Consider the following 20,834-nt stretch of genomic DNA (forward strand, 5'->3'; position numbering starts at 1 on the left):
TACAGGGGCGAGGTGGATATCACTCGTTGTAGATATCCTGATCGCCGAAATATTTCTTCTGGATCTGTGTGTAGGTGCCATCGGCCTGGACGGCGGCGATGCCTTTGTTGATCAGCTCCACCAGGTCCTTGTCGTTCTTGCGCAAGCCCATGGCGATGTCGAGCGGCAGGGTCGGGTCCTTGAAGGCCGGGCCGGTCTTGAAGTCGGCGCCTTCAGGCTTGGACAGGAAGTTCAGCTGGGCTTCGAGCTTGTCGGTGAGGGTGGCGTCGAGGCGACCGTTTTGCAGGTCGGCGTAGTTCTGTTCCTGGGACTGGTACGCCTTGATCTGCGCGCCGAGCCTGGCCAGGTGCGCACGGGCGTAGGCTTCTTGCAGCGAGCCTTGCAGCACGCCCACCTGTTTGCCTTTCAGCGATTCGGGGGTGTCGCCGAAGTCGGCGCTTTTGCGGGTGATCACCGAGGTCGGGCTGAGGAACAGCCGGTCGCTGAAGTCGATGACTTTCTGGCGGGCCGGGGTCACGGCCATGGAGGACATGATGGCGTCGAACTTGCGTGCGCGCAGGGCCGGGATCATGCCGTCGAATTCGTTGTGGACCCACACGCATTTGACTTCCAGCTTGGCGCAGATGGCGTTGCCCAGGTCGATGTCGAAACCTTGCAGGCTGCCGTCGGCGGCGACGGATTCAAACGGTGGGTATTCGGGGAAAACCCCAAAGCGGATTTCTTTCCATTCCTGAGCCTGGGCAGCGGTTGCGGCCAATGGCAGGAGCAGCGCAGCGAAAAGTGATCGGAGCGGAGTCATGTGTATTCCCTATATTTTGTAATTGATGTCAGGGCAGTAGAAAAGTTGAAAGCTAAGGCGAGCTGGCTTTTGTGGCGAGGGAGCTTGCTCCCGCTGGGCTGCGCAGCGGCCCCAAAATCCCGGGAGCGCTACGCACTCCAGCGGGAGCAAGCTCCCTCGCCACATTGGGCTGCCTCACTACATTGGGCTGTTTGTTGTCAGAGAGAATGCTTCAAGATGGTGCGTTTTTTGTGTCGTTTACCCCCGCTGCGGCGCGCGGAATGTGCTGTTAAAACGCGGGCCACAGCGGAAACGGCTGGGGTACCCGCTAAATCGGCTTGTGGACCGGGCTTTTTCGGTCTGCCCCTCACGCAAAGCGGCAGGCCAGAGCGGTCTCAGGCGCGCTTTTTGTGCTGTGCGGCCGGTGGCTGGGCCAGGCGGGCAAACAGGTCTTTGGGGTCGGCGAGGTCCGGCACCAGTTCCAGTTCGCTGCCCACGTCCAGCGCCTTGGCCACGTCCAGCACGTAACGCAATGCCGAGTAGTCTTCGATGGCAAAACCCACCGAGTCGAACAGGGTGACCTGGCGCGCATTTTCGCGGCCCGGGGCCTGGCCGTTGATCACTTGCCACAGTTCGGTGACCGGCGAATCTTCCGGCATGTGCTGGATTTCGCCTTCAATGCGGCTTTGCGGTTCGTACTCGACGATCACGCGGGCACGTTCGACGATTCGTCGGTCCAGTTCGGTCTTGCCGGGGCAGTCGCCGCCCACGGCATTGAGGTGCATGCCCGGTTCGATCATCTCGTTCGTGAGGATGGTGGCGTAGGCCTTGTCGGCGGTGACGGTGGTGACGATGTCGGCACCTTTCACGGCTTCGGCCACGCTGCCTGCCAGGATCACTTTGATCGCCGGGAAGGCTTTCAGGTTGGCCGCCAGTTTGGCGGTGGCCTTGGCGTCGATGTCGAACAGGCGGATTTCATTGATGCCCAGCATCGCGTGGAAGGCCAGGGCCTGGAACTCGCTTTGGGAACCGTTGCCGATCAGCGCCATGCTGCGGCTGTTGTCCCGGGCCAGGTAGCGCGCCACCAGGGCCGAGGTGGCGGCGGTGCGGATCGCGGTGGTCAGGGTCATTTCGGCCAGCAGTACCGGTTTGCCGGTGTCCACATCGCCGAGGGCACCGAAGGCCATTACGGTGAGCATGCCGCTCTGGGTGTTTTTCGGGTGGCCGTTCACGTATTTGAAGGCGTACAGCGAGGCGTCGGACACCGGCATCAGCTCGATCACGCCCTCGGGGGAATGGTTGGCCAGGCGCGCGCATTTTTCAAAGTCCTGCCAGCGCAGGTAATCGGCGCGGATGTACTCGGCCATCTCGGTGATGCAGGTTTGCAGGCCTTTTTGCGAAACCAGGTAGCTCAAGTCGTTGACGTCGATATAGCGGGTCATGGGAGGACTCCTTATTGAAATGAGGGGCGGGCGGGCAGATGCACTTCGGCCAACATGCAGCGCGCACTGCCGCCGCCGATGCGTTCGATGTTGTCGATGTTCACCACCACCGGGCGGGTGTGACGTTCCACATGCTGGCGCTGGGCGGGCTTGAGCGAGCCCCAGGCGCTGGCCGACATCACCAGCAGCGGCTGGCCGTCGCGGTCGTGGACTTCGAGCATGTTGCCGGCGAAGGCTTCCAACTGTTCGAAGTCCAGGGCGACGATGTCTTTTCCGGTGCCGCGCAGGGAGCCTTCCAGGGCCTGGCGCTCGTGGTCGTCGGGCAGCGCTTGCAAGCACACCACGGAGAGGTCGCGGCCGACGCTCATCATCACGTTGCTGTGGTAGATCGGCGCGTGGTGGCGGTCGACGGCATGGAACACGCAGACCTGGTAGCCCAGGCGTTCGGCGAACTGGCGCAGGGCATCCTGATGCGTACGCCCCGAGTGGCACGCATAGCTGATGCGGTGCTGGCGGTCGAGGACCATGCTGCCGGTGCCTTCGAGGAACATGTTCTGTTGTTCGAGGTGGCTGAAGTCGATGGTGTCTTTGATCGCGAAACGCTGCTCCAGCACTTGGAGCACACCTTTGTCGCGCTCCAGGCGGCGGTTCTGGCCTTCCATCGGGTACAGCACCAGGCTGCCGTCGGCGTGGCTGCTCCACCAGTTGTTGGGGAAAATCGAATCCGGGGTGTGGGGAGCGGGGGTGTCTTGAACCACCAGTACTTCCACGCCGTGATGGCGCAGGGTGTCGACGTAGCCGTCGAACTCTTGCAGCGCTTTGTGCTGTGCCGCCAACGGATCGAGGGGCGCGCGCTGGAAGCGGTTGTTGATCGCGGTGTCCGGGTTGAAGGCGAAGTGCGCCGGGCGGATCATCAAGACGGTATTGGTGGTTTGCATGGGGGCACGGGTCCATGGGGTTGGGCAGTGAGGCTATTTTGTGCGGTGTGAAGGAAGAATCCCGGCTGAAGTGAGGGGGCGGCCCAGCCGGGAAAGCTGAAAAGCGCGGTGTGGCAGCCGAATCGGCTGCTGGGTGCGGTTGAAGGAATAAAGCTGATCAACTGTGGGAGCTGGCTTGCCTGCGATAGAGGTCTGTCAGTTGATACTTGATTGGCTGACAGACCGCTATCGCAGGCAAGCCAGCTCCCACATTAGTATGGGGGGCTGCAGGAATTGAGTCCGTCATTAAGGAGTGCCCATGCCCACTGAAGTTCGTCTCGCCCAAACCACTGACGCCGAGGGCATCAGCCAGGTCATCCTGGCGGCCCTGCATGACAGCAACGCCCGGGATTATCCGGCGGATGTGATTGCGCGGGTGGCGAGCAACTTTACCCCCGAGGCTGTCGTGGGGTTGCTGGCGCGGCGAACGGTGCTGGTGGCGACCCAGGATGACGTGATCGTCGCCACTGCCGCGCTGGATGCCAATGTGGTGCGCTCGGTGTTCGTCAATCCGGCGCTGCAAGGGCAGGGCATCGGGCGTTTGTTGATGATTGAAATCGAGTTGCGCGCCCGGGAAGCCGGGGTGACATCGCTGCATGTGCCGTCTTCGCTGACCGCGGAGCCGTTCTATACCAAGCTGGGGTTTCACACGGTGCGCGACGTTTACCATGGCAATGAGCGCACGCTGGTGATGGAGAAGGCGTTGTCATCGCGCCATCCCATCGGCGTCTACCGCGACCGGGCGCATCGGGCGCAGGTGGTGGCGCTATGGCAGGCGGCGTTTGGTTATGACGCAGCGCATAACACGCCGGGCCTGGCGATCGACAAGAAGTTGGCGGTGAACGATGGGTTGTTCTTCGTGGCCACCGACAAGAAGGCGGTGATTGGCACCATCCTCGCAGGCTACGACGGGCATCGTGGCTGGCTGTATTCGGTGGCGGTGCATGACGATTATCGGCGACAGGGCTTGGGCGCTTCGCTGGTGCGGCATGCGGAGCAGGCGTTGACCGTCTTGGGCTGCATGAAGATCAATCTGCAGATCACCAGCGGCAATGATGCGGTGATGGGGTTTTATGAGGCGCTGGGTTATGGCGCGGAGCCGCGGATCAGCATGGGCAAGAAGGTTCTGGGGAATATCCCGGGGGATAAAGTCTGAACCTCGGTTTTCCAGACGCAGGAAACCAAATGTGGGAGCGGGCTTGTTGTGGTGAGGGGGTTTGTTCCCCGTTGGGTTCACTACAGATTGATGGGGCTGCTTCGCAGCCCAGCGCGGGGCAAGCCCGCTCACTACAGCAAGCCGGCTGCCACATTGGTTTTGTGGTGTTGCTGGCAGCCGTGTGCTTAGACTTTGACGATCCAGCCTTCAGGCGCTTCGACGTCGCCGGATTGCACGCCGGTCAGCTCTTTGTAGAGCTGCTGGGTGACCGGGCCGACTTCTTTTTCGCTGTAGAACACGTGCAGCTTGTCTTTGTACTCGATGCCGCCAATCGGGGTGATCACGGCTGCGGTGCCGCAGGCGCCGGCTTCCTTGAAGTCCGACAGCTTGTCGATCAGCACGTCGCCTTCAACCACTTCCAGGCCCAGGCGCGATTTGGCCAGCTCGATCAGCGACAGGCGGGTGATGCCCGGCAACACCGACGGTGAGTTCGGGGTGACGAACTTGTTGTCGTGGGTGATCCCGAAGAAGTTGGCCGAGCCGACTTCTTCGATCTTCGAGTGGGTGGCCGGGTCGAGGTAGATGCAGTCGGCGAAGTTGGCTTTTTTCGCCAAAGAACCAGGCATCAGGCTGGCGGCGTAGTTGCCACCGACCTTGGCCGCACCGGTGCCGTTGGGAGCTGCACGGTCGTAACCGGAGATCAGGAAGTTGTGCGGGGTCAGGCCGCCCTTGAAGTAGGCGCCTACCGGGATGCAGAAGATCGAGAAGATGAACTCCGGCGCAGTACGCACGCCGATGTTGTCGCCGGTGCCGATCACGAACGGGCGCAGGTACAGCGCGCCGCCAGTGCCGTACGGCGGGATGAACCGCTCGTTGGCGCGGACCACGTCCTTGCAGGCTTCGATGAAGGTCTCGGTCGGCACTTGTGGCATCAGCAGGCGGCCACAGCTGCGCTGCATGCGCGCTGCGTTCTGGTCCGGGCGGAACAGGTTGATCGAACCGTCCTTGCAGCGGTAGGCCTTGAGGCCTTCGAAGCATTGCTGGCCGTAGTGCAGGGCGGTGGAGCCCTCGCTGATGTGCAGCACGTTGTCGTCGGTCAGAGTGCCTTCTTGCCAGGCGCCGTCTTTCCAGGTCTGGAGGAAACGCTTGTCGGTCTTGATGTAGTCAAAACCCAGCTTGTCCCAATTGATGCTTTCGTTACCCATGACACCCTCTATCTTTGGTCAACCGCCTGGTCGAAGGCAGGCTTATGGTTTATTTCTGGATGGGCGCAACAATACTTCATTCTTGGCTTGTGTGGGAGCGGGGTAGGTGGACCATTCGGCATCCTGGTCGGCCGATCCACCGTCATCGCGGGCAAGCCCGGCTCCCACATTCGACCGTGTTGCCCTGTCGAATGCCGATCCCTTGTGGGAGCTGGCTTGCCTGCGATGGCGCTACCGCGGTCTCAAAGGTGCAATGCATGCCCCAGGGCCCGTAGCGCCGCTTCTTGTACCGCTTCGCCGAGGGTCGGGTGGGCGTGGATGGTGCCCGCCACGTCTTCCAGGCGCGAGCCCATCTCCAAGCTCAGGCCGAAGGCCGTGGACAATTCCGAGACGCCCACACCGACCGCTTGCCAACCGACGATCAGGTGATTGTCGCGCCGCGCCACTACCCGCACGAAGCCGGTTTTCGACTCCAGGGTCATGGCCCGGCCGTTGGCGGCGAACGGGAAGCTCGAGACGATGCAGTCCAGGCCTGCGGCCTTGGCTTCGTCCGGGGTCTTGCCGACCACCACCAGTTCCGGGTCGGTGAAGCACACGGCCGGGATCGCGGCCGGGTTGAATTCGCGGGATTTGCCGCTGATCAGTTCGGCGACCATCTCGCCTTGGGCCATGGCGCGGTGGGCGAGCATCGGCTCACCGCTGAGGTCGCCGATCGCCCACACGTTGCGCATGCTGGTCTGGCAACGGCTGTCGATCTTGATCGCCGAGCCGTTCATGTCCAGGTTCAAGGTTTCGAGGTTCCAGCCCTGGGTGTTGGGTTTGCGACCAACGGCAACCAGCACCTGGTCGGTTTCAAGCGTCAGCGTCTCGCCGCTGGGGTCACGCACTTGCAGGGTGTTGTGCTCAAAGCCGGTGACGCTGTGTTTCAAAAATACCTTCACTCCCAGTTGCTTGAGGGATTCGGCCACCGGTTGGGTCAGTTCAGCGTCGTAGGCCGGCAGGATCCGGTCCTGCGCCTCGACCACGCTGACCTCGGCGCCGAGCTTGCGATAGGCAATCCCCAGCTCCAGGCCGATGTAGCCACCACCGACCACGATCAGGCGTTTAGGGATGCGCTTGGGCGCCAGGGCTTCGGTGGAGGAGATGATCGGCCCGCCAATCGGCAGCATCGGCAGGTTGACGCTTTTCGAACCGGTGGCCAGCAGCAGGTGTTCGCACTGGATGCGTTGGTCGCCGACGTCGACGGTCTTGCCGTCCACAACCTTGGCCCAGCCGTGAATCACCTGGACCTTATGCTTTTTAAGCAGCGCGGCGACGCCGGTGGTCAGGCGGTCAACGATGGCGTCTTTCCATTCAACGCTTTTGCCGATGTCCAGGGTCGGCACATCGACCTCGATGCCCAGCGGTGAACCCTGGCTGTGGTGCACGGTTTGCTGGAATTGTTCGGCGACATGGATCAGTGCCTTGGACGGAATGCAGCCGATGTTCAGGCAGGTGCCGCCCAGCGACTGGCCTTCCACGAGAATGGTCGGGATACCCAACTGGCCAGCGCGAATCGCTGCTACATAACCGCCAGGCCCGCCGCCGATGATCAGCAGCGTGGTGTGCAATGTTTGAGACATGGGTTACTCCAGGAACAGGCTGGCGGGTTGTTCGAGCAGGCCACGGATGGCCTGGATGAATTGCGCCGCGTCCATGCCATCGACCACCCGGTGATCGAAGGAGCTGGAGAGGTTCATCATCTTGCGGATCACGATCTGGCCCTTGATCACCATCGGCCGCTCGACAATGCGGTTGACCCCGACGATGGCCACTTCCGGCAGGTTCAGCACCGGTGTGCTGACAATCCCGCCCAGCGCGCCCAGGCTGGTCAGGGTAATGCTTGAACCCGACAGCTCATCGCGACTGGCCTTGCCAGTGCGCGCAGCGTTGGCCAAGCGGTTGATCTCTTCTGCCGTGCCCCACAGGTTGCGGGCTTCGGCGTGACGTACCACCGGCACCATCAGGCCGATATCGCTCTGGGTGGCGACGCCCACGTGCACGGCACCGAGGCGGGTGATGACCTGGGCTTCGTCGTCGTAACGCGCGTTGATCTGCGGGTAGTCGCGCAATGCGACGACCATGGCCCGTACCAGGAACGGCAGCAGGGTCAACTTGCCACGGGTGGCGCCGTGTTTCTCATTGAGGTGCACGCGCAACTCGTCGAGGGCGGTGACGTCGATCTCTTCCACATAGCTGAAATGCGCGGCGCGCCGGGTGGCGTCCTGCATGCGCTGGGCGATCTTGCGGCGCATGCCGATCACCGGAATCTGCTGCTCGTCGTTGCGTTCGGCGTAAGGGTTGGAGGCACTGGAATTTTGCGCCGGACCCTGGAGCAAGTAAGCGTCCAGATCTTCATGCAGAATCCGGCCGGCTGGGCCGGAACCCTGCACCAGTCGTAGCTGGATGCCAGCATCCAGCGCATGTTTGCGCACGGCCGGGGAGGCCAGCGGGCGGTCGTCGACCTCGCGGGCCACGGGCGATTGCGTCGCTGCTACTGCAGGCTTGGCGGCCGGTTTGGGTTCAACCACCGGCGCGGCCTTGGCTTCAACTTTCGTGGCCGGAGCAGGTGCAAGCTCTTCAACCACTGCAGACAATGCCGATTCTTTGGTATTGCCGGCGCCTTCCACTTCGATACTGATCAAGACGCTGCCAACCGCCATGACTTCGCCGGGCTCGCCGCCGAGGGAAATCACCTTGCCGTGCACCGGCGAAGGAATGTCCACCATGGCCTTGTCGGTCATCACATCCGCCAGCACCTGGTCTTCTACCACCAGGTCGCCGACCTTGACGTGCCACACCGACAATTCAACTTCTGCGATGCCTTCGCCAATGTCCGGCATCTTGATAACGTGCGTGCCCATTCAGACCTCCATAACCCGATGCAAAGCCGCGCCCACTCGGGTCGGGCCAGGGAAATACGCCCACTCTTGCGCGTGCGGGTAGGGGGTGTCCCAGCCGGTGACGCGCTCGATCGGCGCTTCCAGGTAGTGGAAGCAATGCTCCTGCACCAGCGCCACCAGCTCGGCGCCGAACCCGCAGGTACGGGTGGCTTCGTGAACGATCACGCAGCGGCGGGTTTTCTTCACGGAGTTGACGATGGTTTCCAGGTCCAGCGGCCACAGGCTGCGCAGGTCGATGACTTCGGCATCGATGCCGGTTTCTTCAGCGGCGACTTGCGACACATACACGGTGGTGCCGTAGGTAAGGATGGTCACGTCCTTGCCTGGGCGGGCGATGGCAGCCACGTCCAGTGGCACGGTGTAGTAACCGTCCGGCACTTGCGCTTGCGGGTGTTTCGACCACGGGGTTACCGGGCGGTCGTGGTGGCCGTCGAACGGGCCGTTATACAGGCGCTTGGGTTCGAGGAAGATCACCGGGTCATCGTTTTCGATGGAAGCGATCAGCAGGCCCTTGGCGTCGTAAGGGTTGGACGGCATCACCGTACGCAGGCCGCAGACCTGGGTGAACACCGCCTCAATACTCTGGCTGTGGGTCTGGCCGCCGTAGATGCCGCCGCCGCACGGCATGCGCATGGTCAGCGGTGCCGTGAACTGGCCGGCCGAGCGATAACGCAGGCGTGCGGCTTCGGAAATGATCTGGTCGGTGGCGGGGTACACGTAGTCGGCAAACTGAATCTCGGCCACCGGCCGCAGGCCATAGGCGCCCATGCCCACCGCCACGCCGACGATCCCGCTTTCGGAGATCGGCGCGTCAAACACCCGCGAGGTGCCGTACTTGTTCTGCAAACCCTCGGTGCAACGGAACACGCCGCCGAAGTAACCGACGTCCTGGCCGAACACCACCACGTTGTCGTCGCGCTCAAGCATCACATCCATGGCCGAGCGCAAGGCCTGGATCATGGTCATGGTCGTGGTGGTCATGGCGGTTTCCAGCTGGATATTGTTGTTGTGATCGTTCATGTCAGACCCCCAACTCTTGACGCTGGCGCTTCAAGTGCTCCGGCATCTCTTTATAAACGTCTTCGAACATGGTCGCGGCGCTTGGAATCTGGCCACCGGCCAGGGTGCCGTACTGTTCGGCTTCTTTCTGGGCCTTGATCACTTCAGCTTCCAGCTCGGCACTGACCGCCGCGTGTTCCTCTTCGGACCACTGGCCAATCTTGATCAGGTGCTGCTTGAGGCGGGCGATCGGGTCGCCCAGCGGGAAGTGACTCCAGTCGTCGGCGGGACGGTATTTGGACGGGTCATCGGAGGTGGAGTGCGGGCCGGCGCGGTAGGTCACCCACTCGATCAGCGTTGGCCCCAGGTTACGGCGGGCGCGTTCGGCGGCCCAGGCAGAGGCGGCGTACACCGCGACAAAGTCGTTGCCGTCGACCCGCAGCGAGGCGATGCCGCAACCCACGCCGCGTCCGGCAAAGGTGGTGGCTTCACCGCCGGCGATGGCCTGGAAGGTGGAGATCGCCCACTGGTTGTTCACCACGTTGAGAATTACCGGCGCGCGATACACGTGGGCGAAGGTGAGGGCGGTGTGGAAGTCGGATTCAGCGGTGGCGCCGTCGCCGATCCAGGCCGAGGCGATCTTGGTATCGCCCTTGATGGCCGAGGCCATGCCCCAGCCCACGCCCTGGACGAATTGGGTGGCGAGGTTGCCGGAAATCGTGAAGAAACCGAAGTCTTTTACCGAGTACATGATCGGCAACTGGCGGCCCTTGAGCGGGTCGCGCTCGTTGGACAGCAGTTGGCAGATCAGGTCTACCAGCGGCACTTCGCGGGCCATCAGGATGCTTTGCTGGCGGTAGGTGGGGAAGCACATGTCGTCGATGTTCAAGGCCAGGGCCTGGGCGCTGCCGATGGCTTCTTCGCCGAGGCTTTGCATGTAGAACGACATTTTTTTCTGACGCTGGGCGACCACCATGCGGTTGTCGAAGATCCGCGTCTTGAGCATGGCGCGCATGCCCTTGCGCAGAATCTCGACTGGCACGCCTTCAGCCCATGGTCCGAGGGCCTGGCCCTGATCGTCGAGCACGCGAATCAGGCCTTTGGCCAGGTCGGCAGTGTCGGCGGGTTCTACGTCAATGGGGGGTTTGCGCACCAAGCCTGCGTCGGTGAGGCGCAGGTAGGTAAAGTCGGTCTTGCAGCCTGGGCGGCCCGAGGGTTCGGGGACGTGCAGGCGCAGTGGTTCATACTGCTGAGTCATGGCTTTCTACGCTCTATCTTGTGAATTTCTTGTAGTGGGCGCGGTCGCTGACAGTCCGTCTTCGGGTAGAAGAAATCTTGTCCTACAACAATCATAGGCTCGGCTCAGGAGAATATTTATCTCTGTTTCGTTGCGTTGGAGATCATTTGGGGATAAAAAAACTGCATAAACATAATAAACAGGTGGTTTTGTCTCATGCGCAAACTGGACCGTATCGATATCGGCATTCTGAACGCCCTTCAGGAGAACGCCCGCATCACCAACGCCGACCTGGCCCGCTCGGTCAACCTGTCGCCCACGCCGTGTTTCAACCGGGTCAAGGCGATGGAAGAATTGGGCCTGATTCGCGACCAGGTAACGCTGCTGGACGCCGACCTGCTGGGGCTGCACGTCAATGTGTTCATCCACGTCAGCCTGGAAAAGCAGAACGAATTGGCCTTGCAGCAATTTGAAGGGGCGATTTCGGATCGCCCCGAAGTGATGGAGTGCTACCTGATGGCCGGCGACCCCGATTATCTGATTCGGGTGCTGGTGCCGACCATCCAGTCCCTGGAGCGTTTCATGATGGACTTCCTGACCAAAGTCCCGGGTGTCGCCAACATCCGCTCCAGCTTTGCCCTCAAGCAAGTGCGCTACAAAACCGCGCTGCCGCTACCGGCCAATGGCATCAACCTCGGTTAATACCCCACCGTCCCTGTAGGAGCTGGCTTGCCAGCGATAGCGGAGTATCGGCCACCAGATGCGCTGTCTGAAACACCGCCATCGCTGGCAAGCCAGCTCCTACAATGGGTAATGTATTTCAAAGTTGATTAAGCGGAATCTTCAGGTAAACCACCCCATTCTCCTCCGCCGGCGGCATCACCCCGGCCCGCACATTCACCTGAATCGCCGGCAGCAACAATGTCGGCATGCCCAACCCGGCATCCCGCGTGGTACGCATCTCGACAAACGCGGCCTCATCCACCCCGTCATGCACATGAATATTGCCCGCCCGCTGTTCCGCCACCGTGGTCAGGCACTTGGCCGCGCGGCCTTCAGGCGGGTAGTCATGGCACACATACAACCGGGTTTGCGGCGGGAAGGCCAACAACGTGCGCATCGACGCGTAAAGCTGGCGCGCATCACCACCTGGGAAATCGCAGCGCGCCGTGCCCACATCCGGCATGAACAGCGTGTCGCCCACTAGAATCAGTTGGTCTTCAATCAGGTAAGCCATGTCCGCCGGCGTATGCCCCGGCACATGCAGCGCCTGGGCCTTCAGGTTGCCGATATGAAACACCTCATCCGGCGCAAACAGCTGGTCGAACTGCGACCCGTCCACCCGAAACTCCGGCTCCAGGTTGAACAGGTTCTTGAACACCCCCTGCACCTTGCTGATGGACTGGCCAATTGCGATCTTGCCGCCCAACTGACGACGCAAATACGGCGCCGCCGACAGGTGATCCGCATGGGCATGGGTCTCAAGCAACCACTGCACCTGCAAACCATGCTCGCGCACAAACGCGATCACCTGGTCAGCCTGGCCAGTACCGGTACGCCCGGAGGCCGGGTCGTAATTGAGCACCGAATCAACGATGGCACACTGGCCACCGTCCGTTTCATAGACGACGTAGGTGTAGGTCGACGACGCCTCGTCCAGAAAGGATTGAATCAACGCTGACATGACGGGTTTCCCGGATAGCTAATGGCGGCTTACATTCAGTGGGTTTTCCACATAACCTTGCGAGCTTAAGTGAATTGAATGACCCGAGGCAAAGGATGGCATCGTGGTGGCAAACAGCTGGGGCGTGATGCCATACGGCAACGACCCTTGCGTGCATTAACCAAAAAAAGGCCATAGACCATGAACGACCAACACTGGGGACCTACCATCAGTGGCGATATCGTTGTCATCGGTGGCGGCTCGGCAGGCATCGGCCTGCTGGCCAGCCTGCTCAAGCGCGACCCGCACCTGAACATCATCCTGATCGAGCCGAGCGACCACCACTACTACCAGCCGGCCTGGACCCTGGTGGGCGGCGGCGCCTATGACGTTGCCAAAACCGTACGCCCCATGGCTGATGTGCTGCCCAACGGCGTCACCTGGGTCCAGGCCGCGGTCAGTGAGCTACTGCCCGACGAGCAAACCCTGGTGCTCGACAGCGGTCAGCGCGTTACCTGGAAAAACCTCATCGTGTGCCCGGGCCTGCGCCTGGCCTGGGAAAAGATCGAAGGCCTGCCAGAGACCCTCGGCCAGAATGGCGTGACCTCCAACTACAGCTACGAACACGCCGCCTACACCTGGAAGCTGGTGCAGCAACTCAAGCACGGCAAGGCGCTCTTCACCCAGCCGGCCATGCCGATCAAGTGCGCCGGTGCCCCGCAAAAGGCCCTGTACCTGTCGTGCGATCACTGGCTCAAGCAGGGTGACCTGAAGAACATCCACGTTGAATTCAACCTGGCCGGCGCCGCGTTGTTCGGCGTGCCGACCTTCGTGCCGCCGCTGATGAAGTACATTGAAAAGTACTCGGCGCAACTGGCGTTCAACTCCAACCTGGTCAAGGTCGACGGCCCGGCGCGCAAGGCCTGGTTCGAAATCAAGGACGCTGAAGGCAACGTACGCGTCGAAGAGAAAACCTTCGACCTGCTGCACGTCGTGCCGCCGCAAGTTTCCCCGGACTTTATCCGCCAAAGCCCCCTGGCCGATGCCGCCGGCTGGTGCGAGGTGAACCCCCAGAGCCTGCAACACCTGCGCTATCCCCACATTTTCGGCCTGGGCGATGTGTGCTCCACCACCAACGCCAAGACCGCTGCGGCGGTGCGCAAGCAAATCGTGGTGGTTGCGCAAAACCTGCTCGCCCTGCGCAAACAGGCGCCGCTGCCCCTCAAGTACGACGGCTACGGCTCCTGCCCGCTGACGGTGGAAAAGGGCAAGGTGGTGCTGGCCGAGTTCGGCTATGGCGGCAAGCTGCTGCCGACCTTTCCCCTCGACCCCACCGTGGCGCGACGTTCGGCGTGGTTCCTCAAGGCGCGCTTCCTGCCATGGTTCTACTGGAACGGCATGCTCAAGGGCCGCGAGTGGCTGACCCGTCTGGCCAAGGTGGATTGAGGCAACCCTATGCTGCTGGCAAGTTTTCTGGGCGTATTGATGGGGCTGGTCATGGGCTTGACCGGGGCCGGGGGCGGCATTCTGGGCGTCCCGGCGTTGGTGTTGGGGCTGGGGTTGACCATGACCCAAGCCGCGCCGGTGTCATTGTTCGCCGTGGGCGCGGCCGCCGCCGTGGGGGCCGTCGACGGCTTGCGCCATGGCCTGGTGCGTTACCGCGCGGCGCTGCTGATTGCGCTGCTCGGCGCACTGTTTTCGCCGCTGGGAGTGTTCTTCGCGCACCAGATGCCGGAGAAAGCCCTGATGGGCCTGTTCAGCGCGCTGATGGTGCTGGTGGCCTGGCGCATGCTGCAGCGCGAGAAGCGTGAGGCCGGGCCGAGCGACCACGGCAGCGCGTCCTGGGGCCAGAAGAACTGCATGCTCGACCAACAGACCGGGCGTTTTTCCTGGACCGCCAAATGCACCGCCACCCTGGCGGCCCTGGGTGCGGTGACCGGTGCGGTATCGGGTTTGCTCGGCGTGGGCGGGGGCTTTCTGATCGTACCGGCGTTCAAGCAACTGACCGATGTGCAAATGCGCGGCATCGTCGCCACCTCGCTGATGGTGATCAGCCTGATCTCGTTGATCGGTGTGATCGGTGCGTTTCACGCCGGGGTGAGTATCGAGCCGATGGGCTGGGTATTTATCGCTGCGAGCATTGTCGGCATGTTGGCCGGCCGGCGCCTGTGCTCGGTGATCAAGGCGCGCACCCTGCAAGTCGGGTTCGCCAGCCTGTGTGTGCTGGTGGCGGTCGGCATGTTGTGGAGGGCAGTCGTTTAGGCTTACACCCTAAGTGGCGGGCCTTTCGCGAGGCCCGTCTTACATCCAACTTGTTGCGTGCCCGCTGCGCGTCCAAAGCACCCCGCAGCTCCCTCCAAGGCAGCGTATGACGCTGCCATCATGCTTTCGATAATCGCCTCCGACATCCCGTCCCCCGCTGCGGAGCGCGCCATGCATAAGAATAAAAATTTTACCCGTCGTTTCTTGCCTGCCTTTATCGTCGGCCTGGGCCTCAGCTCGGTCGCCGACGCCGAGATCATGCTGTATGACAAGGACGAAACCACGTTTTCCACCGACGGCTACATCAACGCCTTCTACGTCAACAGCAACGTCGACCGCGCCGGTGACCAATACGACCGGCGCCAGGCGCGGGTAAAAATGGGCTTTTTGCCCAACTACCTGGGCTTCAACATGGGCAAGCAGGTCGACGACCTCAAGCTCGGTGCCCGCGCGTCCTTCTGGGTCACCATCAACGACAGCGAAACCAATGGCACCGACACCGCCATCGATGTGCGCCAGTTCTACGGCACGGTCGCCAACCCGGAGTGGGGCGAGGTGTTGATCGGCAAGGACTTTGGCCTGTTTGCCCGGTCCAACATCCTGCTCGACGAACTGCTGGCAGGTTACGGCCAGGTCAGCGACAGCCTCGGGCTGGTGGACGGCGGCGGGGTGTCGTTCGGCAATATCGGCAGCGGTTATCCGTACCCGTTTCCCACCTCGCAGATCACCTACCGCACCCCGGTGATGGACGGGTTGCGGATCGCCGTGGGCATCATGGACCCGGTAGACACCAACGACAGCAGCCCGCTGGGCAAGGCCTACCAGAAGAACCCGCGCACCGAGAGCGAGATCACCTACCAGTTCGACGTGGGCGGGGCGAAGGTCTACAGCTGGGTCAACGGCAGCTACCAGACCTCCGACAACACTGACTCCAACGTGGCGTCGGTGACATCCAAAGGCGTGGGCTACGGCGTACAGGCGAAAATGGGCGGGTTGTCGCTGACAGGTTCGGGCTTTCAGGCCAAGGGCATCAACCCGTTCTATACCAACAATGCCGGCGAGGCGACGTTGCGTAATGTCGATAGCAACGGTTACCTGCTGCAGGGTTCGTACAAGCTGGGCAAGAACCGGCTGGCGCTGTCCTACGGCAAGACCAAGGATGACGGTAATGGCGTGGTCGGCAGCGGTGCAGACTATGAGACCCGCGGGATCGCGCTGTTTCATGACATCAACGACAACCTGAAACTGGTGGCCGAGTACAACCAGTTCCAGATCCGCGGGCATGAGGGCAGTGCGCAGGACGAAGACACCGACACCATTGCCCTGGGTGCCGTGCTGACCTGGTAGGCCCTGGAAGAGGGCGGGGGTTCTCATCCCATCGAATCCCCTACCCGCTACCCAAGTAGCATAGGTCCCACTGCGCAGCCTTCGTACACTCATGCCTCATAGTGGGGAGTCGACCATGCAGCAAAACGAGGGCGTCGCCAGTGCCATGTCAGAGGCCACCGACCCGTGCCAGGCGGCAGATGACCTGGCCCGACAGCTGCTGCACCCACGGCTGGGGTTTGTGTTGTTCTTCTGCTCTGCCTCCTACGACCTGCACGCCCTGGGCCAGGCCTTGCAACACAGCTTCGGCGCCATCCGCCTGGTGGGCTGCACCAGCGCTGGCGAAATCACTCCACAGGGCTACGGCCGCAACTGCATCACGGCCGTCGGCTTCGATCACTCGCATTTTTCCATCGCCACCGAACTGATCGACCAGGTGGAACACTTCAGCCTGATCGACGCCCAGCAAATGGTCGAGCGCCTGGTGGGCGGCTGTCGCAGCAACACCCTGGCGCCGATCAAGGGCAACAGCTTTGCCCTGACGCTGCTCGATGGCCTGTCCAGCCGCGAAGAAATGGTCCTCGCCGCCTTGAGCGCGGCCCTGGGTGACATCCCCCACTTCGGCGGCTCCGCCGGTGATGACAACCGCCTGACTCACACCCACGTGTACTTCGGTGGTGAATTCCACAGCGGCGCGGCGGTGGTAGTGCTGGTCAACACCTGGCTGGATTTTGAAGTCTTCACCACCCACCACATCCTGCCCCGGGAAGAAAAACTGGTGGTGACCGGCGCCGACAGCGCTTCGCGCCGGGTGTTCGAGCTCAATGCCGAACCTGCGGCCCAAGAGTATGCCCGGCACATTGGCGTAGCGGTCGCCGACCTCGATTACCGGGTTTTCGCCGCCCACCCCCTGGCGGTGCGCATCAACAACCAATACTACGTGCGCGCAATTCAGCAGGTGCACCCGGACCTGAGCCTGAGTTTCTACTGTGCGGTGGAAAACGGCATCGTCCTGACGGTCATGACGCCGGGGGAGATCCTGCCAAACCTCGAACGTCTGTTCGATGGCCTGCAAGCGCGCCTCGGCGAGCTGCTGCTGACCCTTGGCTGCGACTGCTTCCTCAGGCGCCTGGAGCTGGAAGACAGCGGCGCCCTGGAGCACATCGGCGGCTTTCTGCGCGACCAGCGGGTGATGGGGTTCAACACCTACGGAGAACAGTTCAATGGCATGCATATCAACCAGACCTTCACCGGGGTTGCCATTGCCCGAGGTCGCGCCCCTGGACCGCGCTGAACTTGAGGCGCGGCTGGCCAGCCTGGAAAAGGACAACCAGAAACTCGTGCGGATCAACGCGGCGCTGATCGAGCGCATCGAGTCCGGCGTGACCCGTGGCAACGACCCGTATGCGGCGTTCCAGCACTCGGTGGTGCTGGCCGAACAAGTGCGCGAACGCACCGACGCCCTTAACCAGGCGATGGCCGAGCTCAAGGCCAGCAACCACCTGCTCAGTGACGCGCGCCTGCGGGCAGAAACTGCTCACCAGCATCTGATTGACGCCATCGAGAGCATCTCCGACGCGTTCGTGCTGTTCGACCAACACCAGCGCATCCTGCTGTTCAACAGCCGTTTCAAGGCGTTCTGGAACAACAGCCGCGTGGAGATCGTGGCGGGCATGCGCCTGGCCGAGGTCAAGTGGTTGATGACCGTCAACGGCCTGTTCACCGAAGAGGCGCTGGGGCACGGCGACGAAACCCTGTTTTATCGCCTGGATGATGGTCGCTGGCTGCAAGTCAGCGAACGGCCGACCCGGGACGGCGGCCGGGTGATCCTGTTCACCGACATTACCGACGTAAAGCTCGCTGAAACCCTGCGTCGGGAACAGGCCGTGGCGCAAAAGTCCCAGGAAAGCGAACGCTGGTTTCGCCTGATCACCGACCACGTGCCGGCGCTGATCGCCTACCTCAACGCCGACCTGGTCTACGAATTTACCAACAAGGTGTATGAGCAATGGTACTGCTGCCACCCGGGTGCCATGCTCGGGCGCAGCCTGCTGGAGGTGCACAGCCAGCAGCATTACCAGCGCCTCGATGCCTACGTGGCCCGGGCTCTGGCCGGCGAGAGCGTGACCTTCGAATTCTCCGAAACCAACCTCGACAACCAGGAGCGCTACATGTTGCGCTCCTACGTGCCCAACCGCCTGGCCAGCGGTGAAGTGGTGGGGATCTTCGTGCTGATCCGCGACATCACCGAGCGTCGCCGCACCGCCGAAGCCTTGCACCAGGCCAACCAGAACCTGGAGCAGCGCGTGCGCCAACGCACGTCCGAGCTGACCTCCCTCAATAACCAGTTGTTGCTTGAGATCGACGAACGCCGTCGCATGGAGTCGCGCCTGCGCGAGGCCAAGCTGGAGGCCGAGCGGGCCAACTTGTCGAAAACCAAGTTTCTTGCCGCCGTCAGCCATGACCTGTTGCAACCGCTCAACGCCGCGCGGCTGTTTACCAGTGCCTTGATGGAACGCCGCGACCCGGTGGCCAGCGAAACCCTGGTGCGCAATGTCAGCAATTCGCTGGAGGATGTGGAAAACCTGCTGGGCACCCTGGTGGATATTTCCAAACTGGACGCCGGGGTGATCAAGGCCGATATCGCACCCTTCGCCCTGAGTGAACTGCTGGACAACCTGGCCGCCGAGTACACCCAACTGGCCCGCAGCGAGGGGCTGGAGTTGCACTTCATTGGTTGCTCGGCGCTGGTGCGCAGCGACATCCAGTTGCTGGCGCGGATCCTGCGCAACCTCCTGAGCAACGCCATCCGCTACACCTACAGTGGCCGGGTAGTGCTGGGCTGTCGTCGGCACCACCAGCGTTTGTCGATCCAGGTCTGGGACAGCGGCATGGGCATTGCCGAAGAGCGGCTGGAGGAGATTTTCCAGGAGTTCAAGCGCGGCGACGTGCAGCGGCCGGACCAGGATCGCGGGCTCGGGTTGGGCCTGGCCATCGTCGAAAAGATCGCCGGGATCCTGGGGCACCGGATTACCGTGCGCTCATGGCCGGGCAAAGGGTCGATGTTTGCCGTGGAAGTACCGTTAAGCGCCACCGCGCCGAAGGCCTTGCCGATCCCGCTGATGAGCGAACCGATGCTGGAGCGTTTGCAAGGTGCGCGGGTGTGGGTGCTGGACAACGACGCGGCGATCTGCGCGGGCATGCGTACCTTGCTGGAAGGCTGGGGATGCCGGGTGGTGACGGCCTTGTCGGAGCAGGACCTGGCGCGCCAGGTGGACAATTACCACGCCGAAGCAGACCTGCTGATTGCCGACTATCACCTGGACGACGAGCAGAACGGCGTGGACGCCGTGGCCCGCATCAATGCGCGGCGGGCCAGTGCGATTCCGGCGATGATGATCACCGCCAATTACAGCAATGAGCTCAAGCGGCAGATTCGGGAGTTGGGGCATATGCTGATGCACAAGCCGGTCAAACCGATGAAGCTCAAGACCGCGATGAGTCACTTGCTGGGCAAATGAGCAGCGCACCAACGCGGGAGCTGTTGCCCCGTGGGGTCAGCGGCGCAGGTACGCGCCGAAGTCGATGTCCCCGGCACTGAGGATCGCCTGCACCCGATTGTGCACATTGAGCTTGCGCAAAATCGCCGACACATGGGCCTTCACCGTGGTCTCGGCAATCTCCAGCGTATAGGCAATTTGCTTGTTCGACTCGCCCTTGGTCATCCGCTCCAGTACCAGCAACTGCTTGCGCGTCAGGGCCTGCAGCAGTTCCGGCGCAAACCCCGGGTTCTCGTTCATCCGCCGGTGGGTGCCGGTTTTCTGGCTGCGAATGATGTCTGGCGGCAAGTACACATTGCCGTTGAGAATCTGCTGGATCGCCTCGGTCATTTGCAGCCTGGGCGAGGACTTGGTGATAAACCCCACCGCGCCATAGGTGATGGCTTGCAGCACGATCTGCTTGTCTTGCTCGGCCGAGACGATCACCACCGGAATCGTCGGTGACTCGTTGCGCAGGTTGATCAGGCCATTGAGGCCGTGCATGCCGGGCATGTTCAGGTCGAGCAGGATCAGGTCCAGGTCATCGTGCGCCTGGGTCAGGACCAGGGCGCTGTCCAGGTCGGCGGTTTCCATCACTTCGCTGCCCGGGAAACCGTCGCTGATGACGTTGTGGATCGCTTCGCGAAACAGTGGGTGATCGTCGGCAATCAGAATTTTGTACATGGCCGTTCACCTTATTATTTTTGATTATTGAAAAGGCTCGGGTTGCGCGAGCGCAACAGGCAGCTTTGCCGCTTCCCATGCATCCAGACCGTCGCGGTACCAGTACACAGAGGTATAGCCCAGGCTGGCGGCTCGTTTTACCGCGTTCCAACTCAGCCAGCAATCGGAGCGGCAATAGAACACCAGCGGTTGCGTGAGGTTTGCCGACGTCAGCCGGTACAGATGACGGGCGAAATAGCCTTGCCACTCGGGCGTCAGGTCGCCGTCGCCGGTGTTGGCCAGCCAATGGCTGCCAGGCAGGTTGGCGTGGGGTTGGTCTTCGATGAAACGCCCTTGCAGCCATTGGCGGCGGTAGACGTCGATCAGTACCGGTGCCGGCGTCTGGCGCAGCAAGGCTTGCAGTGCCTGGGTGTCGACGATGGTCGCGCCCGCCAGTTGCTCGGGCGTGGGGCTGCGGTACAGGGTGATGCGGTAGCCGTCGCTGGAAAACAGCGCGGTGTCGGCATGGGCAGTGGCCCAGAGCAGGCACAGCAGTGCCAGGAGTGAAAATCGAGCGGGCAGCATGGCGGGTCCATTCCTTATCGTTATGCGCCCATTACAGGCCAGGATCGATGCCTTGGGAAT

At 62.1% G+C, this 20,834-nt stretch carries 18 protein-coding genes; 7 read left to right on the forward strand and 11 right to left on the reverse strand.

The window, feature by feature from the left end; translation table 11 throughout:
• Positions 1 to 19: 19 nt before the first annotated feature.
• The 3 genes from ACZRN6_RS19720 to ctlX all read right to left on the reverse strand — a co-directional run bounded on the left by ACZRN6_RS19720 (position 20) and on the right by ctlX (position 3,158).
• The gene (locus ACZRN6_RS19720; RefSeq protein ID WP_322146212.1) at positions 20 to 799 is read right to left on the reverse strand and encodes an ABC transporter substrate-binding protein; all 780 of its coding nucleotides are present in this window, start codon (positions 797 to 799) and stop codon (positions 20 to 22) included.
• A gap of 374 nt (positions 800 to 1,173) precedes the next feature.
• The gene (locus ACZRN6_RS19725; protein WP_322146211.1) at positions 1,174 to 2,220 is read right to left on the reverse strand and encodes an ornithine cyclodeaminase; all 1,047 of its coding nucleotides are present in this window, start codon (positions 2,218 to 2,220) and stop codon (positions 1,174 to 1,176) included.
• An 11-nt stretch (positions 2,221 to 2,231) separates the two neighbouring features.
• Entirely contained in the window at positions 2,232 to 3,158 is a 927-nt protein-coding gene (gene ctlX / locus ACZRN6_RS19730; RefSeq protein ID WP_322146210.1) for a citrulline utilization hydrolase CtlX, read from the reverse strand.
• Between the two features lie 298 nt (positions 3,159 to 3,456).
• On the opposite strand from ctlX, the gene ACZRN6_RS19735 reads away from it, so the two are divergent.
• Positions 3,457 to 4,353 carry a GNAT family acetyltransferase gene (locus tag ACZRN6_RS19735; protein ID WP_464008598.1) on the forward strand — a complete coding sequence of 299 codons (897 nt, stop codon included), beginning with the start codon at positions 3,457 to 3,459 and terminating at the stop codon, positions 4,351 to 4,353.
• 185 nt (positions 4,354 to 4,538) lie between these two features.
• Here the strand turns inward: ACZRN6_RS19735 and ACZRN6_RS19740 are convergent, their stop codons facing one another.
• The 5 genes from ACZRN6_RS19740 to ACZRN6_RS19760 form a co-directional block, all read right to left on the reverse strand.
• Positions 4,539 to 5,558 (reverse strand): branched-chain amino acid aminotransferase, encoded by a 1,020-nt coding sequence (locus ACZRN6_RS19740; protein ID WP_322146208.1) that lies wholly within the window; start codon positions 5,556 to 5,558, stop codon positions 4,539 to 4,541.
• A 242-nt stretch (positions 5,559 to 5,800) separates the two neighbouring features.
• Positions 5,801 to 7,180 carry a dihydrolipoyl dehydrogenase gene (gene lpdA, locus ACZRN6_RS19745; RefSeq protein WP_464008599.1) on the reverse strand — a complete coding sequence of 460 codons (1,380 nt, stop codon included), beginning with the start codon at positions 7,178 to 7,180 and terminating at the stop codon, positions 5,801 to 5,803.
• Positions 7,181 to 7,183: 3 nt separating this feature from the next.
• Positions 7,184 to 8,461 (reverse strand): dihydrolipoamide acetyltransferase family protein, encoded by a 1,278-nt coding sequence (locus ACZRN6_RS19750; RefSeq protein WP_322146206.1) that lies wholly within the window; start codon positions 8,459 to 8,461, stop codon positions 7,184 to 7,186.
• Positions 8,462 to 9,520 carry an alpha-ketoacid dehydrogenase subunit beta gene (locus ACZRN6_RS19755; protein WP_010166768.1) on the reverse strand — a complete coding sequence of 353 codons (1,059 nt, stop codon included), beginning with the start codon at positions 9,518 to 9,520 and terminating at the stop codon, positions 8,462 to 8,464.
• Between the two features lies 1 nt (position 9,521).
• A complete protein-coding gene (locus tag ACZRN6_RS19760) occupies positions 9,522 to 10,757 on the reverse strand; it encodes a thiamine pyrophosphate-dependent enzyme (protein WP_464008600.1) in 1,236 nt (411 codons plus the stop codon).
• 195 nt (positions 10,758 to 10,952) lie between these two features.
• On the opposite strand from ACZRN6_RS19760, the gene bkdR reads away from it, so the two are divergent.
• Positions 10,953 to 11,438 carry a Bkd operon transcriptional regulator BkdR gene (gene bkdR, locus ACZRN6_RS19765; RefSeq protein WP_003212855.1) on the forward strand — a complete coding sequence of 162 codons (486 nt, stop codon included), beginning with the start codon at positions 10,953 to 10,955 and terminating at the stop codon, positions 11,436 to 11,438.
• 118 nt (positions 11,439 to 11,556) lie between these two features.
• Here bkdR and ACZRN6_RS19770 read toward each other — a convergent pair whose 3' ends face one another.
• Positions 11,557 to 12,420 carry an MBL fold metallo-hydrolase gene (locus tag ACZRN6_RS19770; protein ID WP_322146204.1) on the reverse strand — a complete coding sequence of 288 codons (864 nt, stop codon included), beginning with the start codon at positions 12,418 to 12,420 and terminating at the stop codon, positions 11,557 to 11,559.
• Positions 12,421 to 12,600: 180 nt separating this feature from the next.
• Between ACZRN6_RS19770 and ACZRN6_RS19775 the strand changes: the two genes are divergently transcribed.
• The 5 genes from ACZRN6_RS19775 (at position 12,601) to ACZRN6_RS19795 (ending at position 19,508) form a co-directional block, all read left to right on the forward strand.
• The gene (locus tag ACZRN6_RS19775; protein ID WP_322146203.1) at positions 12,601 to 13,845 is read left to right on the forward strand and encodes an FAD/NAD(P)-binding oxidoreductase; all 1,245 of its coding nucleotides are present in this window, start codon (positions 12,601 to 12,603) and stop codon (positions 13,843 to 13,845) included.
• A gap of 9 nt (positions 13,846 to 13,854) precedes the next feature.
• Positions 13,855 to 14,661 carry a sulfite exporter TauE/SafE family protein gene (locus ACZRN6_RS19780; protein ID WP_322146202.1) on the forward strand — a complete coding sequence of 269 codons (807 nt, stop codon included), beginning with the start codon at positions 13,855 to 13,857 and terminating at the stop codon, positions 14,659 to 14,661.
• A 171-nt stretch (positions 14,662 to 14,832) separates the two neighbouring features.
• Complete coding sequence (locus tag ACZRN6_RS19785) at positions 14,833 to 16,008, forward strand: porin (protein WP_464008601.1); 1,176 nt, start codon at positions 14,833 to 14,835, stop codon at positions 16,006 to 16,008.
• 115 nt (positions 16,009 to 16,123) lie between these two features.
• Positions 16,124 to 17,281 (forward strand): nitric oxide-sensing protein NosP, encoded by a 1,158-nt coding sequence (nosP, locus tag ACZRN6_RS19790; protein ID WP_322146200.1) that lies wholly within the window; start codon positions 16,124 to 16,126, stop codon positions 17,279 to 17,281.
• The gene (locus ACZRN6_RS19795) at positions 17,250 to 19,508 is read left to right on the forward strand and encodes a hybrid sensor histidine kinase/response regulator (protein WP_464008629.1); all 2,259 of its coding nucleotides are present in this window, start codon (positions 17,250 to 17,252) and stop codon (positions 19,506 to 19,508) included. Before nosP ends, ACZRN6_RS19795 begins: the two co-directional genes overlap by 32 nt.
• 36 nt (positions 19,509 to 19,544) lie before the next feature.
• Here ACZRN6_RS19795 and ACZRN6_RS19800 read toward each other — a convergent pair whose 3' ends face one another.
• A complete protein-coding gene (locus tag ACZRN6_RS19800; protein WP_322146199.1) occupies positions 19,545 to 20,210 on the reverse strand; it encodes a response regulator transcription factor in 666 nt (221 codons plus the stop codon).
• Between the two features lie 24 nt (positions 20,211 to 20,234).
• Entirely contained in the window at positions 20,235 to 20,774 is a 540-nt protein-coding gene (locus tag ACZRN6_RS19805; RefSeq protein ID WP_322146198.1) for a PQQ-dependent catabolism-associated CXXCW motif protein, read from the reverse strand.
• Positions 20,775 to 20,834: the final 60 nt, after the last annotated feature.

It is taken from the genome of Pseudomonas sp. A125, assembly GCF_055409485.1.